Source organism: Streptomyces sp. NPDC001889 (assembly GCF_053594535.1).
In genome coordinates this window covers 266,804-281,422 of record NZ_JBSFER010000009.1, presented here as the reverse complement: position 1 = coordinate 281,422, position 14,619 = coordinate 266,804, and the positions used below count along the sequence as shown (strand labels likewise).

9 protein-coding genes are annotated in these 14,619 nt (G+C 74.8%); 1 reads left to right on the top strand and 8 read right to left on the bottom strand.

Features of this window, described 5'->3' with window-relative positions; all coding sequences use genetic code 11:
* The 5 genes from ACWCRA_RS12845 to ACWCRA_RS12825 form a co-directional block, all read right to left on the bottom strand.
* A partial coding sequence (locus tag ACWCRA_RS12845) for an amino acid adenylation domain-containing protein (protein ID WP_451067432.1) occupies positions 1 to 5,279 on the bottom strand: 5,279 nt, incomplete at its 3' end.
* A 210-nt stretch (positions 5,280 to 5,489) separates the two neighbouring features.
* A complete protein-coding gene (locus ACWCRA_RS12840; RefSeq protein ID WP_351556303.1) occupies positions 5,490 to 6,515 on the bottom strand; it encodes an ABC transporter substrate-binding protein in 1,026 nt (341 codons plus the stop codon).
* A gap of 79 nt (positions 6,516 to 6,594) precedes the next feature.
* Positions 6,595 to 7,956 (bottom strand): enterobactin transporter EntS, encoded by a 1,362-nt coding sequence (gene entS / locus ACWCRA_RS12835; RefSeq protein ID WP_451067431.1) that lies wholly within the window; start codon positions 7,954 to 7,956, stop codon positions 6,595 to 6,597.
* Complete coding sequence (locus ACWCRA_RS12830; RefSeq protein ID WP_351556298.1) at positions 7,943 to 8,812, bottom strand: ABC transporter ATP-binding protein; 870 nt, start codon at positions 8,810 to 8,812, stop codon at positions 7,943 to 7,945. Before ACWCRA_RS12830 ends, entS begins: the two co-directional genes overlap by 14 nt.
* 166 nt (positions 8,813 to 8,978) lie before the next feature.
* Positions 8,979 to 9,242 carry a phosphopantetheine-binding protein gene (locus tag ACWCRA_RS12825; RefSeq protein WP_351556295.1) on the bottom strand — a complete coding sequence of 88 codons (264 nt, stop codon included), beginning with the start codon at positions 9,240 to 9,242 and terminating at the stop codon, positions 8,979 to 8,981.
* A 282-nt stretch (positions 9,243 to 9,524) separates the two neighbouring features.
* Between ACWCRA_RS12825 and ACWCRA_RS12820 the strand changes: the two genes are divergently transcribed.
* Entirely contained in the window at positions 9,525 to 10,049 is a 525-nt protein-coding gene (locus ACWCRA_RS12820) for a GNAT family N-acetyltransferase (RefSeq protein WP_451067430.1), read from the top strand.
* Between the two features lie 88 nt (positions 10,050 to 10,137).
* On the opposite strand, the gene ACWCRA_RS12815 is transcribed toward ACWCRA_RS12820, so the two are convergent.
* The 3 genes from ACWCRA_RS12815 to ACWCRA_RS12805 are packed head-to-tail and all read right to left on the bottom strand — an operon-like array spanning position 10,138 to position 14,551.
* Positions 10,138 to 10,350 carry an MbtH family protein gene (locus tag ACWCRA_RS12815; protein WP_351556293.1) on the bottom strand — a complete coding sequence of 71 codons (213 nt, stop codon included), beginning with the start codon at positions 10,348 to 10,350 and terminating at the stop codon, positions 10,138 to 10,140.
* On the bottom strand, positions 10,347 to 13,118 hold the full coding sequence (locus ACWCRA_RS12810) for a condensation domain-containing protein (RefSeq protein WP_351556290.1): 2,772 nt from the start codon (positions 13,116 to 13,118) through the stop codon (positions 10,347 to 10,349). The genes ACWCRA_RS12815 and ACWCRA_RS12810 overlap by 4 nt, the downstream gene beginning before the upstream one ends.
* A gap of 11 nt (positions 13,119 to 13,129) precedes the next feature.
* Positions 13,130 to 14,551: a lysine N(6)-hydroxylase/L-ornithine N(5)-oxygenase family protein gene (locus tag ACWCRA_RS12805; protein WP_451067429.1), complete on the bottom strand. Its 1,422-nt coding sequence runs from the start codon at positions 14,549 to 14,551 to the stop codon at positions 13,130 to 13,132.
* Positions 14,552 to 14,619 lie beyond the last annotated feature (68 nt).

Genomic DNA, 14,619 nt, shown 5'->3' with positions numbered 1-14,619 from the left:
AGGGCGCGGACGCGCCGGCCGAGGCGTCCGGCCACCGGTTCGTACAGCGCGCGTTCGTGGTCGCGGTAGAGGTTGGTGAGGCCGCCGTGGGTGAGGACGACGCCCTTGGGGCGGCCGGTCGACCCGGAGGTGTAGATCACATACGCGGCCTGGGCGGGATCGACCGGTCCCCGGTCGAGCGGACCCGAAGGCAGCTCGGCCAGCCCTTCGACCGAGTCCAGTACCAGTCGGGGGACGCCGGGGAGTTCGGGTACGTCCTCGGTGGTGATGACGCAGATGGGTGCGGCGTCTTCGAGGAGGTGGGTGAGTCGTTCGGTGGGGTAGTCGAGGTCGAGGGGGAGGTAGGCGGCGCCTGCTTTGAGGACGGCGAGGGCGGCGGTGACGGAGTCGGCGGAGCGGGGGATGGCGAGGGCGATGACGCGGTCGGGTCCGGCTCCGTGGTTGATGAGGAGGCGGGCGAGGCGGTTGGCGCGCTGGTCGAGTTGGGCGTAGGTGAGGTGGGTGTCGCCGGCGATGACGGCGGTGGCGTGGGGGGTGGTGGCGGCGCGTTCGGCGAGGAGTTCGGCGACGTTGGTGGTGGGGATGGTGCGGTCGGTGGTGTTCCAGTGGGTGAGCTGGGCGTGTTCGCCTGCGTCCAGTAGGTCCAGCCGTCCGATGGGGAGTTCGGGGTCGGCCACGGCCTGGTCGAGGAGGCGCAGCAGCCGGTCCGCGAGCCGTTCCACCGACACCCGGTCGAAGAGATCCGCCGCGTAGAACACTTCGAGGTCGAGATCGTCGCTGTGCGCGGTATCGGAGAAGGTGATGTCCAGATCGAACTTGGTGACCCCCGGGTCCACCCGGTCGATCCGCGCCGTGAGACCGAGGAGACGGCGGATGTCCTGGGTGACCGTGCTGTGGGACACCATGGTCTGGAAGAGCGGGTGGCGGGTGAGGGAGCGCTCGGGGTTGACCGCCTCCACCACCCGGTCGAAGGGCAGATCGGTGTGGTCGAGTGCGGCGAGGTCGGTGGCGCGGACCCGCTCCAGCAGTTCGGCGAAGGTCGGGTTCCCGGAGAGATCGGTCCGCAGCACCACCGTGTTGACGAAGAAGCCGACCAGTTCGTCCAGCGCCTGGTCGCCCCGGCCCGCGACCGGGCTGCCGAGGGGGATGTCGTCGCCCGCGCCGAGCCGGTGCAGCAGGGCCGCGACCGCCGCGTGCACCACCATGAAGACACTGCTGCCGCGCTCCCGGGCCAGCCGCCGCACCCGTGCCGCCAGTTCGGCGGGGACCGCCCGGTGCACCATGCCGCCGCTCTGACCTGCCTCGGCGGGTCGCGGCCGGTCGGTGGGGAGGGCGAGCTCCTCGGGGAGCCCGGCCAGCGCCCCGCTCCAGTACGCGGCCTGGCGCGCGGAGAGGGAACCGGCGTCGCCGGGATCGCCGAGCAGAGCGCGCTGCCAGAGCGCGAAGTCCGCGTACCGCACCGGCGGTTCGCCCAGATCCGCCGGCGCGCCCGCGCGGTGGGCGGTGTAGGCCCGCTCCAGGCCGCCCAGGAACGGGCCCATGGACCACTCGTCGCTCGCGATGTGGTGCAGCAGGACGATGAGGGCGTGGGCGCCGGTCGCCGGGTCGCGCAGCACGGTCACCCGCAGCGGCACCTCGGTCGCGAGGTCGAAGCGGTGGCCGAGCGCGGCCTCCGCCTCGGCGTCGAACCGCTCGGCCGGCACCTCCACCACCCGGAGCCGCACCCCGGCGTCCGCGGGGCTCAGCACCCGCTGGCGCGGCTCGCCGCCGCTCTCGGCGAACACGGTCCGCAGCGCCTCGTGGCGGGCGACGACGGCGCGGAGCGCGACCTCCAGGGCCTCGGTGTCCAGCGGCTCGTCGAAGCGGGCGACGAAGGGGATGTTGTAGGCGGCGCTGGGGCCCTGCATCTGATGCAGGAACCACAGGCGCTGCTGGGCGTACGAGAGGGGCAGCGGCTCGGGCCGCCCGGCTCCGGAACCGGCGGTGAGCGCGGGGCGCTCGGCGCCCGTCGGCTCCCCGAGGCGGGCCGTGAGCGCCGCGACGGTCCGGGCCTCGAACACATCGCGGATGGCGCACTCGGCGCCGAGCGCCGCACGGACCCGGGCCACGACCCGGGCGGCGAGCAGCGAGTGCCCGCCGAGGGCGAAGAAGTCGTCATCGGGGCCGACGGCGTCGAGCCCGAGGACTCCGGCGACGATCCCCGCGACGATCTCCTCCCGGGCGCCGCGCGGCGCCCGGGACCCGGCCGATCCCCGCCCATCGGGGCCGGGCGCGGGGAGCGCCCTGCGGTCGATCTTGCCGTTGGCGGTCAGCGGGAAGGTGTCGAGCACCACGACCGCCGCCGGCACCATGTACTCGGGCAGCCGCCCGGCGACGGCCTCCCGCAGCACGCCGGGATCGATCACCGCGCCGCCCGCCCGGTCCCGCCCGGCGGGACGGTCCCCCGGGTCCGGCGGGTTCTGCCCCGCGCCGGCCCGGCCCTGCCCGGCGAGGGCGCGCCCGGCGCCATCGCCGTGCTCTGCGCACGGAGCCCCGCCCGCCTCCGCCGACGGCGTCACATAGCCGACCAGCCGCTGGACCCCGGGCCGGTCCTCGCGGACCACCACCACCGCGCGGCCGACCTCCGGGCGCTCCGTCAGGGCGCTCTCGATCTCGCCGAGTTCGATCCGGAAGCCGCGCACCTTCACCTGGTCGTCGGCGCGGCCGATGAAGTCGATCCGGCCGTCGGGGCGGCGGCGCGCCAGGTCGCCCGTGCGGTACATCCGGTCGCCGGGCGCGCCGAACGGGTCGGCGACGAAGCGCCCGGAGGTGAGCGAGGGGCGGCCCAGATAGCCGCGCGCGAGCTGGGCGCCCGCGAGATACAGCTCACCCGCCCGGCCCGCCGGCACGGGCCGCAGCGCGCCGTCGAGGACATGGGCCCGGGTGTTCCAGAACGGGGTGCCGATGTCGGGGGTCCCGGTGTGACCGGGGTCCAGGGTGACCGATGTCGCCCAGACGGTGACCTCGGTGGGGCCGTACACATTGGTCACCGACCGTGCCGCGCGGGCGAGCCGTGCCGCGAGGTCGGCGGGGAGCGGCTCGCCGCCGACGAGGACCCGGGTGCCGCCGAGCGCGGCCGGCCGGCCGTCCTCCAGCAGCGCGTGCCACAGCGAGGGAGTGGCCTGCATGGCGGCCGGCCGGTGGGCGTCCACCAGCGCGGCGAGCGCGCCGGGGTCACGGACGGTGTCCCGGTCGGCGAGGACCACGGCGGCACCGCTGATCAGCGGTACGTGGATCTCCAGCGCGGCGATGTCGAAGGAGATGGTGGTGACCGCGACCAGCCGGTCCCCGGCACCCAGCGCCAGCTCCCCGGCCTGCGTCTCCAGGAAGTTGGCGAGCGCGGAGTGCGGGACGACCACTCCCTTGGGGCGGCCGGTCGACCCGGAGGTGTAGATCACATACGCGGGGTTCCCTCCGCTCACGGCGCCGCCCGGCGCCGTGGGGGAGAGGTCGGCGAGCGCCGCGAGGGTGTCCGGGGCGTCGAGCACCACGGTCTCCACCCCCGGCACATCGGGCGCGTCGGCGGCCGAGGCCAGGGTGGTGAGCGTGCACACCGGGCGGGCGTCGGAGACCATGAACTCCAGCCGGTCCGCCGGATAGTCCAGATCGAGCGGGAGATACGCGCCACCCGCCTTGAGCACCGCGAGCACGGCGACGATCAGCTCGGCCGAGCGCGGCAGGGCGAGGCCCACCAGCGCCTCGGGGCCCACGCCCCGTTCGACGAGCAGCCGGGCCAGCCGGTTGGCGCGGGCGTCGAGTCCGGCGTAGGTGAGGGTGGTGGCACCGGCCACGACGGCGGGGAGCGGTCCATGGGCGAGCACCCGCTCCTCGAAGGCGTCGACGACCGTGCGGCCGGTCACCTCGTGCGCCGTGCCGTTCCCTGCGGCGAGCACCGCCGCCCGCGCCGCATCCGGCAGCAGATCGAGCCGGCCGACCGGGGTGGCGGGCCCGGCCGCCGCCGCCTCGCCGAGGAAGTGGGTGAACTCGGCGCACCGCGCGGCCAGCGACACGGCGTCGTACGCGCGCGGATTGCCGTCGAACTCGAAGCGGATCGTGCCGCTCGCGGCGTCGTGGTAGAGCCCGAGGGTCAGATCGTCGACCGGCCCGGCGGCGACATTGCGCACGGTGCCGGGGGCGCCGGCGAAGTCCAGGGCGGTGTCGAAGGCCTTCACATTGACCATCGGGCCGAGCAGCCCCCGGCCCTGCTCGCGGCCGACGAGCCCGAGGTCGCGCCGGATGTCCTCGGCGCGGTAGCGCTGGTGGCGGCGGAGGTCGCGGACATGTCCCGCGACCTCGGCGGTCAGCTCCGCGAGGGGGGTGTCCGGCCGGACCGCGATCCGCAGCGGCAGCACATTGACCACCATCGCCGGGACCTTCAGCGCGGTGGAGCCGAGCCGTGCCATGGCGGGCAGCGACAGCAGGACGTCACGGCTGCCGGTGGCCCGGTGGAGATAGCCGGCGAACGCCGCCGTCACCACATCCGCCCAGCTCGCCCTGGCCGCGCGGGCGAGAGCGAAGAGCCCGGCGGTGGCCTCGGGGGTGAGGGTGGCCCCGTCGCGCAGGAAGGTGTGCGAGGCGGGGAAGGAGACCCCGCCGAGCGGCTCCGGCTCGGGCAGCCCGGCGAGCCGGGACATCCAGTACGCGCGGTCCTCGGCGCGGCGCTCGGAGGCGCGGTACGCCAGCTCCTCCTCGACCACCGACGCGAGCGGGCCGAAGGGGGCGGGCGGGGGCTCCTCGCCGTGGGCGAGGGCGGTGTAGACCTCGGCGGTGCGCCGGGAGACGAGCGCGAAGCCGTAGGCGTCGAGCGCGATGTGGTGGGCGCGCTGGTACCAGAGGGTGCGTCCGGGGGCGACGGTGTGCAGCGCGAAGGCGTACAGTGGCTCGCCCGCCGGATCGACCGGGCGGTCCATGTCCGCGCGCATCGCGTCGAGCGCGCAGGCGTACGGATCGGGTGCCGCGCCGTGGTCGGTGATCAGCAGGGCCGGTCCCCCCGGGGGCGGCGGGCCGGTCACCTGGAGCGGCTGCCCGTCCCCGTCCTCCTCGAACCGCACGGTGAGCGCCTCGGCCTCGGCGACGGTCCGCCGCAGGGCCCGGGCGAAGAGCGCCTGATCGAGCGGGCCCTCGATCTCGACGTACTGCCCGACGTTGTAGACGGGGGACGCCGGGTCGAGCCGCTGGCCGTACCAGACACCGGTCTGGGCCCCGGTGAGGGGAAGACGCTGGGAAGCACGCTCGGTCATGGGATCTTGCTCCAGGGGTCGGACGCGACGGGACTTGGGTCGGGGGAGGGGTCGCGGTGGGCGCCGGCCCGGGGGACGGGCCGGGACCGGGGGCCGCCGTGCCGTGCCGGTGCCGCTGTCCAGCGCACCCGCACGGCCACGACGGCCCTCGCGCGGAACCCGCCCGGTCCTGGGACCTGGGAACCGGGCGGTCCCGCAGCCGGGCAGGACCTACGGCAGAGACTTCAGAATCCGCTCGAACCGGTCCAGGATCTCGACGCCCTCGGGGTAGCGGCTGATGAAGAAGCCGGGCACCGGGTGCACCTGCTCCGCCTTGGCGGCCTTCAGCTCGGACCAGTTCTTCTGCGCCATCAGCGACGTGGTCTCCGCGACCGGGGCGCCGTTCGCGCCGTCACCGTCGACGAGGATCACATCGGCGCTCTTCAGCCTGCCGATCTCCTCGAAGGAGAGGTCGTAGGAGAACTCGCCCTTCGGCGCGCCCGGGATCTCGGCGAACTTCATGCCGGCGTCCTTGACGACCGCCCCCAGCCAGGAGGTCTCGGTGTAGACGGAGAACTTCCCGGCCTCACCGGAGTTGACGACCGCGAAGGTGTTCCTCGCGAGCTTGTCGGCGTACGTGCTCCTGATCGCGGCGAGCTTCTCGTCGTACGCCTTCTTGAACCCGGCGCCCTTGTCCGCCTTCCCGGCCGCGTCGAGCACCTTGAGCGACGCCGGGAGCAGTTCGGTCGGCTGTCCGATGCCGTACGACAGCACGGGGGCGATCGGCTTCAGCTTGTCGATGTTGAAGGGGACGTGCTTGGGGGCGGAGATCACGATCAGGTCGGGCTTGAGCGAGAGGATCTTCTCGAAGTTCAGCTCATTGCCCTCGCCGACGATCGTCATCTTCCCGACGGCCGCCTTCTGCCCGGCGTCGAGCGCGCCCTCGTCGATGTCGGTGACGCCCACCATGGGCACCCCGGCGTCCAGCATCCAGGCGGAGGCGTAGGACAGACCGATGATCCGCCGGGGCTCGGCGGGTATTTCCACCGGCCCGTCGGGGGTCTGGACGGTGCGGGTGGACGGCTTGCCGTCCTCGCCGCTCCCGGCGGCGCCGGATTCGTCGGTGGTGGTGGAGCAGGACGCCGTGAGCGTGACGGCGACGGCGGCCACCAGTCCGGCCGCCGCCCTGCGGAAGCGGGCCGCCCTCAGGTGCGGGGCGCGCCCCGGTGCGGTCGCGCGCGCACGGGTTCTGAGCATGCTGGTTCTGCCTCTCTCGGTCCGCGCCGGTGGCGGACGGTGTTGCCGGTTGGGGGGTGTGGGGGTGCGGGGGCGTGGGTCAGGCGGTGGCGGGGCGGGGGTCGCCGGCCGGTACGGGGGTGCCGGCTCCTGGTCCGTCCTCACCGGTGCCGCCGCCGCTCTCGTCCTCGTCCTCCAGGGGGAGGGTGGCCTTGCGCAGCGCGGGCACCGCGATCGCGACCACGACGGCCGTCAGCGCGCAGACCGCGCCGTTGACCACGGCGGCCCCGGCCGGGCTGAACCACTTGGCCACCAGGGCGGCCTCGACATCCCCGAGGAGATCACCGGTGGTGTCCTGGGTGGTGCTGACGCTGACGATCCGGCCGCGCAGCCGGTCGGGGGTGTTGTGCTGGATGAGCGCGTACTCCAGGATCTCGTAGACCGTCCCGGCGCCGCCGGCCAGCGCCAGCATGAGCACGGCGAGGGAGAGATGCGCGGCCTGGCCGAGGCCGATCAGACCGCTCAGCCCGAAGCCGGCGGTGGCGACACCGCCGAGGAAGGCGGCGCCCAGCAGGAGTCCGCCGGGGCGGGTCGCGCGGGTGAGCCGGCCGCTGCCGGCGGAGACGATCACCGAGCCGACGGCGGGGGCGGTGAACAGCACCCCGAGGATCAGATCGCTGTCGCCGAACTCCTCGGCGACCATCTCGGGGAAGAGCACCACGGGCATGGTGAAGAGCGCCGTCACCCCGCCGAGGGTCAGCAGACCGCCGACGACCTTGTTGCGCCAGGCGTAGGCGAAGGCGACCAGCAGCGATCCGGTGTCCTCGGCCGCTTCCTCGTCGTCGTCCTCGCCCACACCGGGCGGCAGCGGGCGTATCCGGGAGATCAGCAGGGTGGTGATCGCCGTGGTGACGGCGGCGAAGGCATAGATGGGACCGGGCCCCGAGAGGGTGAGCAGCACACCGCCGAGCAGCGGCGCCGCGATGGAGCCGATCTCACCGGTCAGTGAGATCAGGGCACCGGCGGCGGGCAGTTGGTCGGGGCGCACGAGTGTGGGGGCGACCGCCATCAGCGCGGTGACGCTGACCCCGGTGGCCAGTCCGTCCCATGCCACACAGAGGAGGATGGCCCAGAGCCGGGGGTTGTCGGAGAACGCGTTGGCCGCGAGTCCGGCGAAGGCGAGCGCGGCGGCGGCCCGGGCGCAGACGATGATGCCGCGCCGGTCCATCCGGTCGGCCAGCACGCCGCCGGCGAGTGAGCCGAGCAGCACCGTGATGCTCATGACCATGCTGGCGACGGCGACCTGGAAGGTCGACTCGGTCAGGTCGTAGACCTGGGCGCTGAGCGCCACCGTCGCCATGCCGAGCCCGAACAGCGAGACGACGCGCGCGATGAAGATGGCGCGGAAGTCGGGGCTGGTGCGGAGGGGGGTGATGTCGATGAGGTGATCACGCACTGACACGCGGGGCCCCTCGCTCGTCGTCTCTCCCCGTCGCCGATGCCCCGGCCGGGAGGCGTCCGTGGCCGGCCCGGGCCTCGCGGGCCAGGGGCAGCACCAGGGGGGTGTCCGTCTCGGGGTCGGTGATGATCCGGCACTCCAGCCCGAAGACCTCCGCCACCAGTCCGGCGGTGACGATCTCGGCGGGCGGGCCCTGGGCGACCACCCGGCCGTCGCGCATGGCGATCAGATGGGTGGCGTACCGGCAGGCGTGGTTGAGGTCGTGCAGCACCGCGACGACCGTGCGCTGCCGCTCCTCGCGCAGTTCGGCGCAGAGGTCGAGGACATCGACCTGGTGGGCGATGTCGAGGAAGGTGGTGGGCTCGTCGAGGAGCAGGATCGGGGTCTCCTGGGCCAGGGCCATGGCGAGCCAGACGCGCTGGCGCTGGCCGCCGGACAGCTCGTCCACCTGCCGGGCGGCGAGTCCGGTGACCCCGGTGGCGTCCATCGCGCTCAGGACGGCGGTGTCGTCATCGGCCGACCACTGGCGCAGCAGCTTCTGGAAGGGGAACCGGCCGCGTGCCACCAGGTCCGCGACGGTGATGCCGTCGGGGGTGGTCGGCGACTGCGGCAGCAGTCCCAGATGGCGGGCGAGCACCTTGGGCGGCATCGAGGCGATGGGGCGGCCGTCCAGGACCACCGCGCCGGCCTGGGGCTTGATGATCCGCGCCAGGGCGTGCAACAGGGTCGACTTGCCGCAGGCGTTGGGCCCGACGATCACCGTCAGCGATCCGTCGGGGATGGCGATGCCGAGCCGTTCGGCCACGACCCGCCGGTCGTAGGCCAGGGTCAGGCCGTCGGCCCGCAGCCTCTCACCCATGAGTGTCTTCCTCCGTGAGTCCGTTGAGTCCGTTGCGTCCGTGGGGGCCCGTTCGCGCCCGCTGGATCTGCCGGGGTCCGCCGGGTTGGCCCGGTTGGCCGGGTTGGCTGTGCCGGCTGTGCCGGCTGGGTTGGCCGCGTCAGGACGGCCGGTGAGTCCGCGCCGGTCAGGACGGGGCGTTGAGCAGCGCGGCCCACTCGGTGAGGGTGGGCCGCTCGGCCAGCTCCACAAAGCTGATCCGCGCGCCGTCGTCGCGCCAGTTCTCGACGAGGGTCATGAGCCGGATCGAGTCGAGCCCCTGATCGAGCAGGTTCTCCGTCACATCGATGTCGCCGGCCTCGGTGTAGAGCAGCTCGGCGACATCGCGGACGAGCCGCTCCAGCGCGAAGGTGCCCTGCGCGGAGGTCTCCCGGGGGGCCGTGTCGGCCATCGTCTGTGTTCCTCTCCCCTGACAGGACTCCGCGAACCAGCAGCGGAGATTAGGTAAGCCTCACCTAACTATCTCTGGTTGTTCCGCGTCAAGCCGGAGGCGCTGTGAGTCCGAGTCCGCCGGGTGCGGCCAACTTCCGCCGGGCGCCCCCGTGGTGGGGGTGGGAGGGCGGTGTCGTAATGTAGCCATTGTTTAGGCAAGCCTTGCCTAAGTATTTGCGGTTGCCGTCGGTGCGGCGCACCGGCGCGCCGCGCACCCCGTGGACCGAGGAGAGGGAATCCATTGACCACGGCCGTGCCCCGTTCCGCCGTCAGGACCCCCGCCGCCCCCGCCCCGCGCCCGGCGGTGCGCCGGGCCCGGCCCGGTGACGCGGCGGCCCTGCACCGGCTCTCCGCGCCGTTCGTCCGCGACGGAGCGCTCCGGGAGCGCCCGCTCTCGCTGTACGCCGCCGACGCGGCCGACTTCCTCGTCGCCGAGCGGGCCGACGGCACTCTCGCGGGCTGTCTGGGCCTGCGCCCGCACCCGCACCCGCCCGAGGGGCCCGCGGGCGTTCTCTACAACTTCTGTGTCGCCGCCGGGAGCCAGGGCGCGGGCGTCGGCTCCGCCCTGCTGCGGGCCGCGCTGACGGCGGCCGGCGCCCACCCGCTGCGGGCGGTGTTCACGGCCACCGGCGGTGGCGGCGAACTGTTCCTGCGGCACGGCTTCGTCCCGGTCGCGGCCGGGCTCGCCCCCCGGTCCTGGGCGAACGCCCTGGACCCCCGGCGCGGTTCACGCGTCCTCGCCCGCACGCTGACCCCCACGAACTGAGCCCGCCCCGGTCCGCGCGCCACACGCCCGTCGGCCGGGCCGGAGCGGCAGCTCCGGCCCGGCCGACGGCGATGGGTCTCCCGGGGCCTCAGGCCGACTGGGCGATCAGGCTGGCCGGGCGCATATCGGTCCAGTGGGTCTCCACGTACTCCGTGCACGCCTGCCGCGAGTCCTCGCCGTGCACCACGGTCCAGCCCGCGGGCACCTCGGCGAACGCCGGCCACAGGGAGTGCTGGTTCTCGTCGTTGACCAGCACGAAGTAGCGCGCGTCGTCGTCCTCGAAGGGGTTGGTGGCAGTCATCGTGTTCTCTCCTCAGTCGTTGTGTACTCGGTCACAAGGGTCGTGATCGTTGCGGTGATACGAGTGGTCAGTACCCGTGCTTCGTCATCCGTGAACAGTCCGCCCGCCCAGCGCCAGCGCAGCGAGGGCCCGCCGCGCCGGCCGGCCCGCACGGTCAGCTCCAGCGCGCCCGGCACCGGCGGCTCCGCGCCGGGCAGGGCCGCGAGGGCGCCGTGCAGCGCCGCGCACTCCCCGGCCGGCGCCCGGGTCCAGCCCGGCAGCTCGTGCCACTCGGGCTCGCCGCCCCGCCGGACATAGCGGACAGGTGCGGGCGCGGCCCGGGCCAGCACGGGTGCCGTCTGCGGGTTGAGATGGCGCAGTTGCTCATGGCCTCGGCCCCGGTCCGGGACGCCCGGGGCGGCGCCGGCGGACCGCCCGGCCGATGGCACCCGTACCGGATGGACGGTCGTCAGCGCGCCGACCGTCCGCGGCGGCCGGGCCGACGACGGCCGTTCCACCTCCACCACCAGGGCGTCGCCGTCCGGCCGCAGTCTCGGCTCGTCCGCCGCCGCCCGGGCCAGCGCGGTGAGCACCGCACGGTCGAACAGGGCGGGGTCGCCGTCGGCGGGAGTACCCGCGCCGGTCACCAGATCCGGCCCGGGCGCGGCGTACCGGACGGGCCGGGGAGCCCCGCCGCCCAGCAGCCGCCGCCAGTAGGGGAGCTCCTCCGCCCGCTCCCGGCCGTGGGCCTGCTCGACCAGCGCGGTGGCCCACCCCCGCAGCCCGCCGCCCGGCGCCCCGGCCGCCGGCGCGCGGCCCCGGGCCGGCGCGGCGCACTCCGCCGCCAGTTCCGGGACGAGCAACTGCCAGGAGGCGTCGTCCACGGACAGCCGGTGCGCGGTGAGCAGCAGCCGCCCCGCCCGCTCCGGACCCGCGTCGAACCAGACGGCGCGCAGCACCGTCCCCGTACCCGGGTCCAGCGCCCGCACCGCCGACCGGGCCTCGGCCGTGATCAGCGCGGTCAGCGCGGCCCCCTCGGCCCGCCCGGCGTCGACCCGGCGCAGGGTGTCCGTGCCGACCACGGCCGGCGCCACCGACGACGGCAGGATCTCCGTCGTCCAGATCCCGTCCACACGGTGCAGCCGCAGCCGCAGCGCCGGATGCGCCCGGGCCAGCCGGGCCAGCGCCCGGCGCAGCACCGAGGCCGTGAGGCCCGGCTCCACCGACAGCAGCACCGAGTCCTGGAGCCGCTCCACGGGGGTGCCCGACTCGCGCAGCCGGTGCGCCGACGGCAGCAGCGGCAGCGGGCCCGCCTCCTCGCCGTCCGGGGCGCCGCCGTCCGCCGGCTCCCCCTCCCGGGCGCGGGCCGGCGCGGGAGCGCCCGCCCCGGTCTCCAGCGCCGCGGCGACCCCGGCCTCGTCCAGCAGCGGGAAGGCGGCCAGCGGCCGGTCCGGCTCGGCGCAGAGCCGCCGCAGCAGATCGGTGTAGCGCACGGCGTGCCGGGCCACCGTACGGGCGTCGTACAGCGCCGGGTTGGCGTCGACGTCCAGCCGCAGCCTGCCGTCCGCGTACCGCACCACCGAGAGCGAGAGATCGTCCACCGGCCCGGAGGCGAGGCTGACGACATGTCCGGGGACGCCCGCGAAGTCCAGTTCGGTGTCGAAGGGGCGCAGATTGACCAGCGGCCCCGGCAGCCGCCCGCTCCGCTGCGGCCACAGCTCCCGGGCGATCTCCTCGCCCCGGAACCGCTGATGGGCCCGGACGGCGGCGAACTCCCGGCCGGTGCGCTCCAGCACACCGCCGAAGGTGTCATCGCCGCTCAGCGGCAGCCGCACCGGCAGGGTGTTCACCGCCATCCCCGGCACCCGCAGGGTGCCCGGCTCGGTGCGGGCCATGGTGTAGAGCGCCAGCACCGGCTCCCGGGTGCCGGTGTCCCGGTGGAGCTGGACCGCGAGCGCGGCGCTCACCGCCTCCGCCCAGGTGACCCGTGCCGCGCGGGCCGCCTCCGTCACCGCCGCGCCGGCCCGCCGGTCCAGGACCGCGGTGTGGCGCAGCGCGGTGTCCGAGGGGGGCGCGGAGCCCGCCGCGAATCCGGTGGCCGGCGGCCGGTCGGCGTACCGTCCGGCCCAGTGGGCGCGGTCGGCCGCGTACTGCGCCGAGCCGGTGTAGGCGCGCTCCGCCGCCACCAGCGTCGCGACGGGGGTGAACGGCCGCCCGCGCGGCACGGTGCCCCGCAGCCGGGCCGTGTAGACCTCCGCGATCCGGCGGGTGAGCAGGGCCACCCCGTAGCCGTCCACGGCGAGATGGTGGAAGAACTGGAAGAGCAGATGGCGGTGCGGACCCACCGTCACCAGCACCGCGCCGGTGAGCGAGGGGGCCGGCCGCCCGATCCCGCCGCCCGCCGTGAAGAGCAGATCCAGCCGGGGCGGGCAGGCGAGCTGCTCGCGCACCAGCTCCACGGCTGCGGCCGTCGGATCGCCCGCCCCCGAGGTGTCCAGCCGGGGCAGCCGCCAGCCGGCCGCGTCGAAGGGCACCGGCTCCTGGTACAGCCGCCCGTCCTCCCCCTCCCGTACCCGGAAGTGGAGCCCGTCGGCCTCGGCGAGCGTGTGCCGTACGGCGTCCTGGAGCGCCGCCGTGTCGAGCGGGCCCGACAGCTCGATGTACTGGCCCACGTTGTACGCGGCGTTGCCGGGGTCGGCGCGCTGGGCGGCGAGCACCCGGGCCTGGGCGGCGGTGAGCGCCACGGGGCCGGTGGTGTGCCCGATCGGTTCGTGGGTGTGCGCGGCCACGGGGGCCGCCCTCAGCCGGTGTGCGCGGCGACGCCGCGCGCGGCCGTGGACAGCGGGCCGTCCGGGCCGTCGTCCAGTTCGTCCGCCAGCCGGTCCAGCTCCTCGCTCCCGGCGCGGCGCAGCAGCAGCGAGTCCCGTATCTCCCCGGAGCGCACGGCGAGCGTGGAGAGCAGGGACGAGGTGATGCCGTGGGTGTGCTCGGTGCCCGCGCCCTGGAGGTAGACGCCCGCGCGGACCCCGTCCGCCATGCGCAGCCGGTGGTCGCGGTCGATGCGCAGCCTGCCCTGGCCGTCCGTCAGGCAGGCGTCCGCGAGCGGTCCGAGCAGCTCCCGGGGGTCGCGCGGCCGGTAGCCGGTGGCCAGCACCACCGCGTCGCAGTCCAGGGCGGTGCGCTCACCGGTGGTGAGCGAGTGCACCACCGCCCGGGCGCCGCCGGCGATCTCCTCGACCCCGGTCAGCGCCGTGGTGTTGAGGACGCGCAGCCGCTCGGTGCCGGCCACCTTCTCCTGGTAGACGGTGCGGTAGAGCTGGTCGATCAGCTCACCGTCCACCACGGAGTAGTTGGTGTTGCCGTGGTAGTCGAGCAGTGCCCGCTTGACCTCCTCGGGCGCGTCGTAGAAGTCGTCCACGGCGCCCGGGTCGAAGATCCGGTTGGCGAAGGGGCTGTCGTCGGCCGGGCTGTAGCCGTAGCGGGTGAAGACGGCGCACACCTGCGCGTCGGGGAAGGCGCGGTAGAGGTACTCGGCGGTCTCGGCGGCCGACTGGCCCGCGCCCACCACCGTGAACCTCCGGTGGGGCCGGTGCGTCAGCCGGGGCGCCCGGAAGAGCAGATCGCGGTTGTGCCAGACGTGCTCCCCGGCCACGACCCCCTCGGGGAGCTGCGGGCGCAGCCCGGTGCCCAGGGCGATGTTGCGGGCCCGCACCACCCGCTCGTCGCCCGCGCCGCCGCCCGAGGGGCGGGTGACCACGTCGAAGCTCTCCACCAGTCCGCCGCGCTCCACCGCGCGGACCGCGACCGCGTCCCTGCCGTACGCCACCCGGTCCGTGAACCGCTCCGCGCACCAGCCCAGATAGTCGTGGAACTCCACCCGGGTGGGGAAGAAGCTCTTCTGGTTGATGAAGTCGGCGAGCCTGCCCCGGTCGTGGAGGTAGCGCAGAAAGGTGAAACGGCTCCCCGGGTCGCGCATCGTGGCCAGGTCCTTCAGGAACGACACCTGCATCGTGGCGCCCTCCAGCAGCATGCCCGGGTGCCAGCCGAAGGCGCTCTGGCGCTCCACGAAGGCCGAGCTGATCGCCCGTCCGGGCGCGCTCTGGCCGTTGTGCTCCGCGATGGCTATGGCCAGTGCGAGATTGGCCGGGCCGAAGCCGATGCCCACCAGATCCTCGGTGGGGGTGGTCTCCTGCTGTGCGGTGCTCGCGTGCCCTGCCGACATGCTCGTCCTTACTGGGTGGGGGGCCGGCTCCTGGGAGGGCCGGTGACGGTGGTCCTGGGGTGTACTGC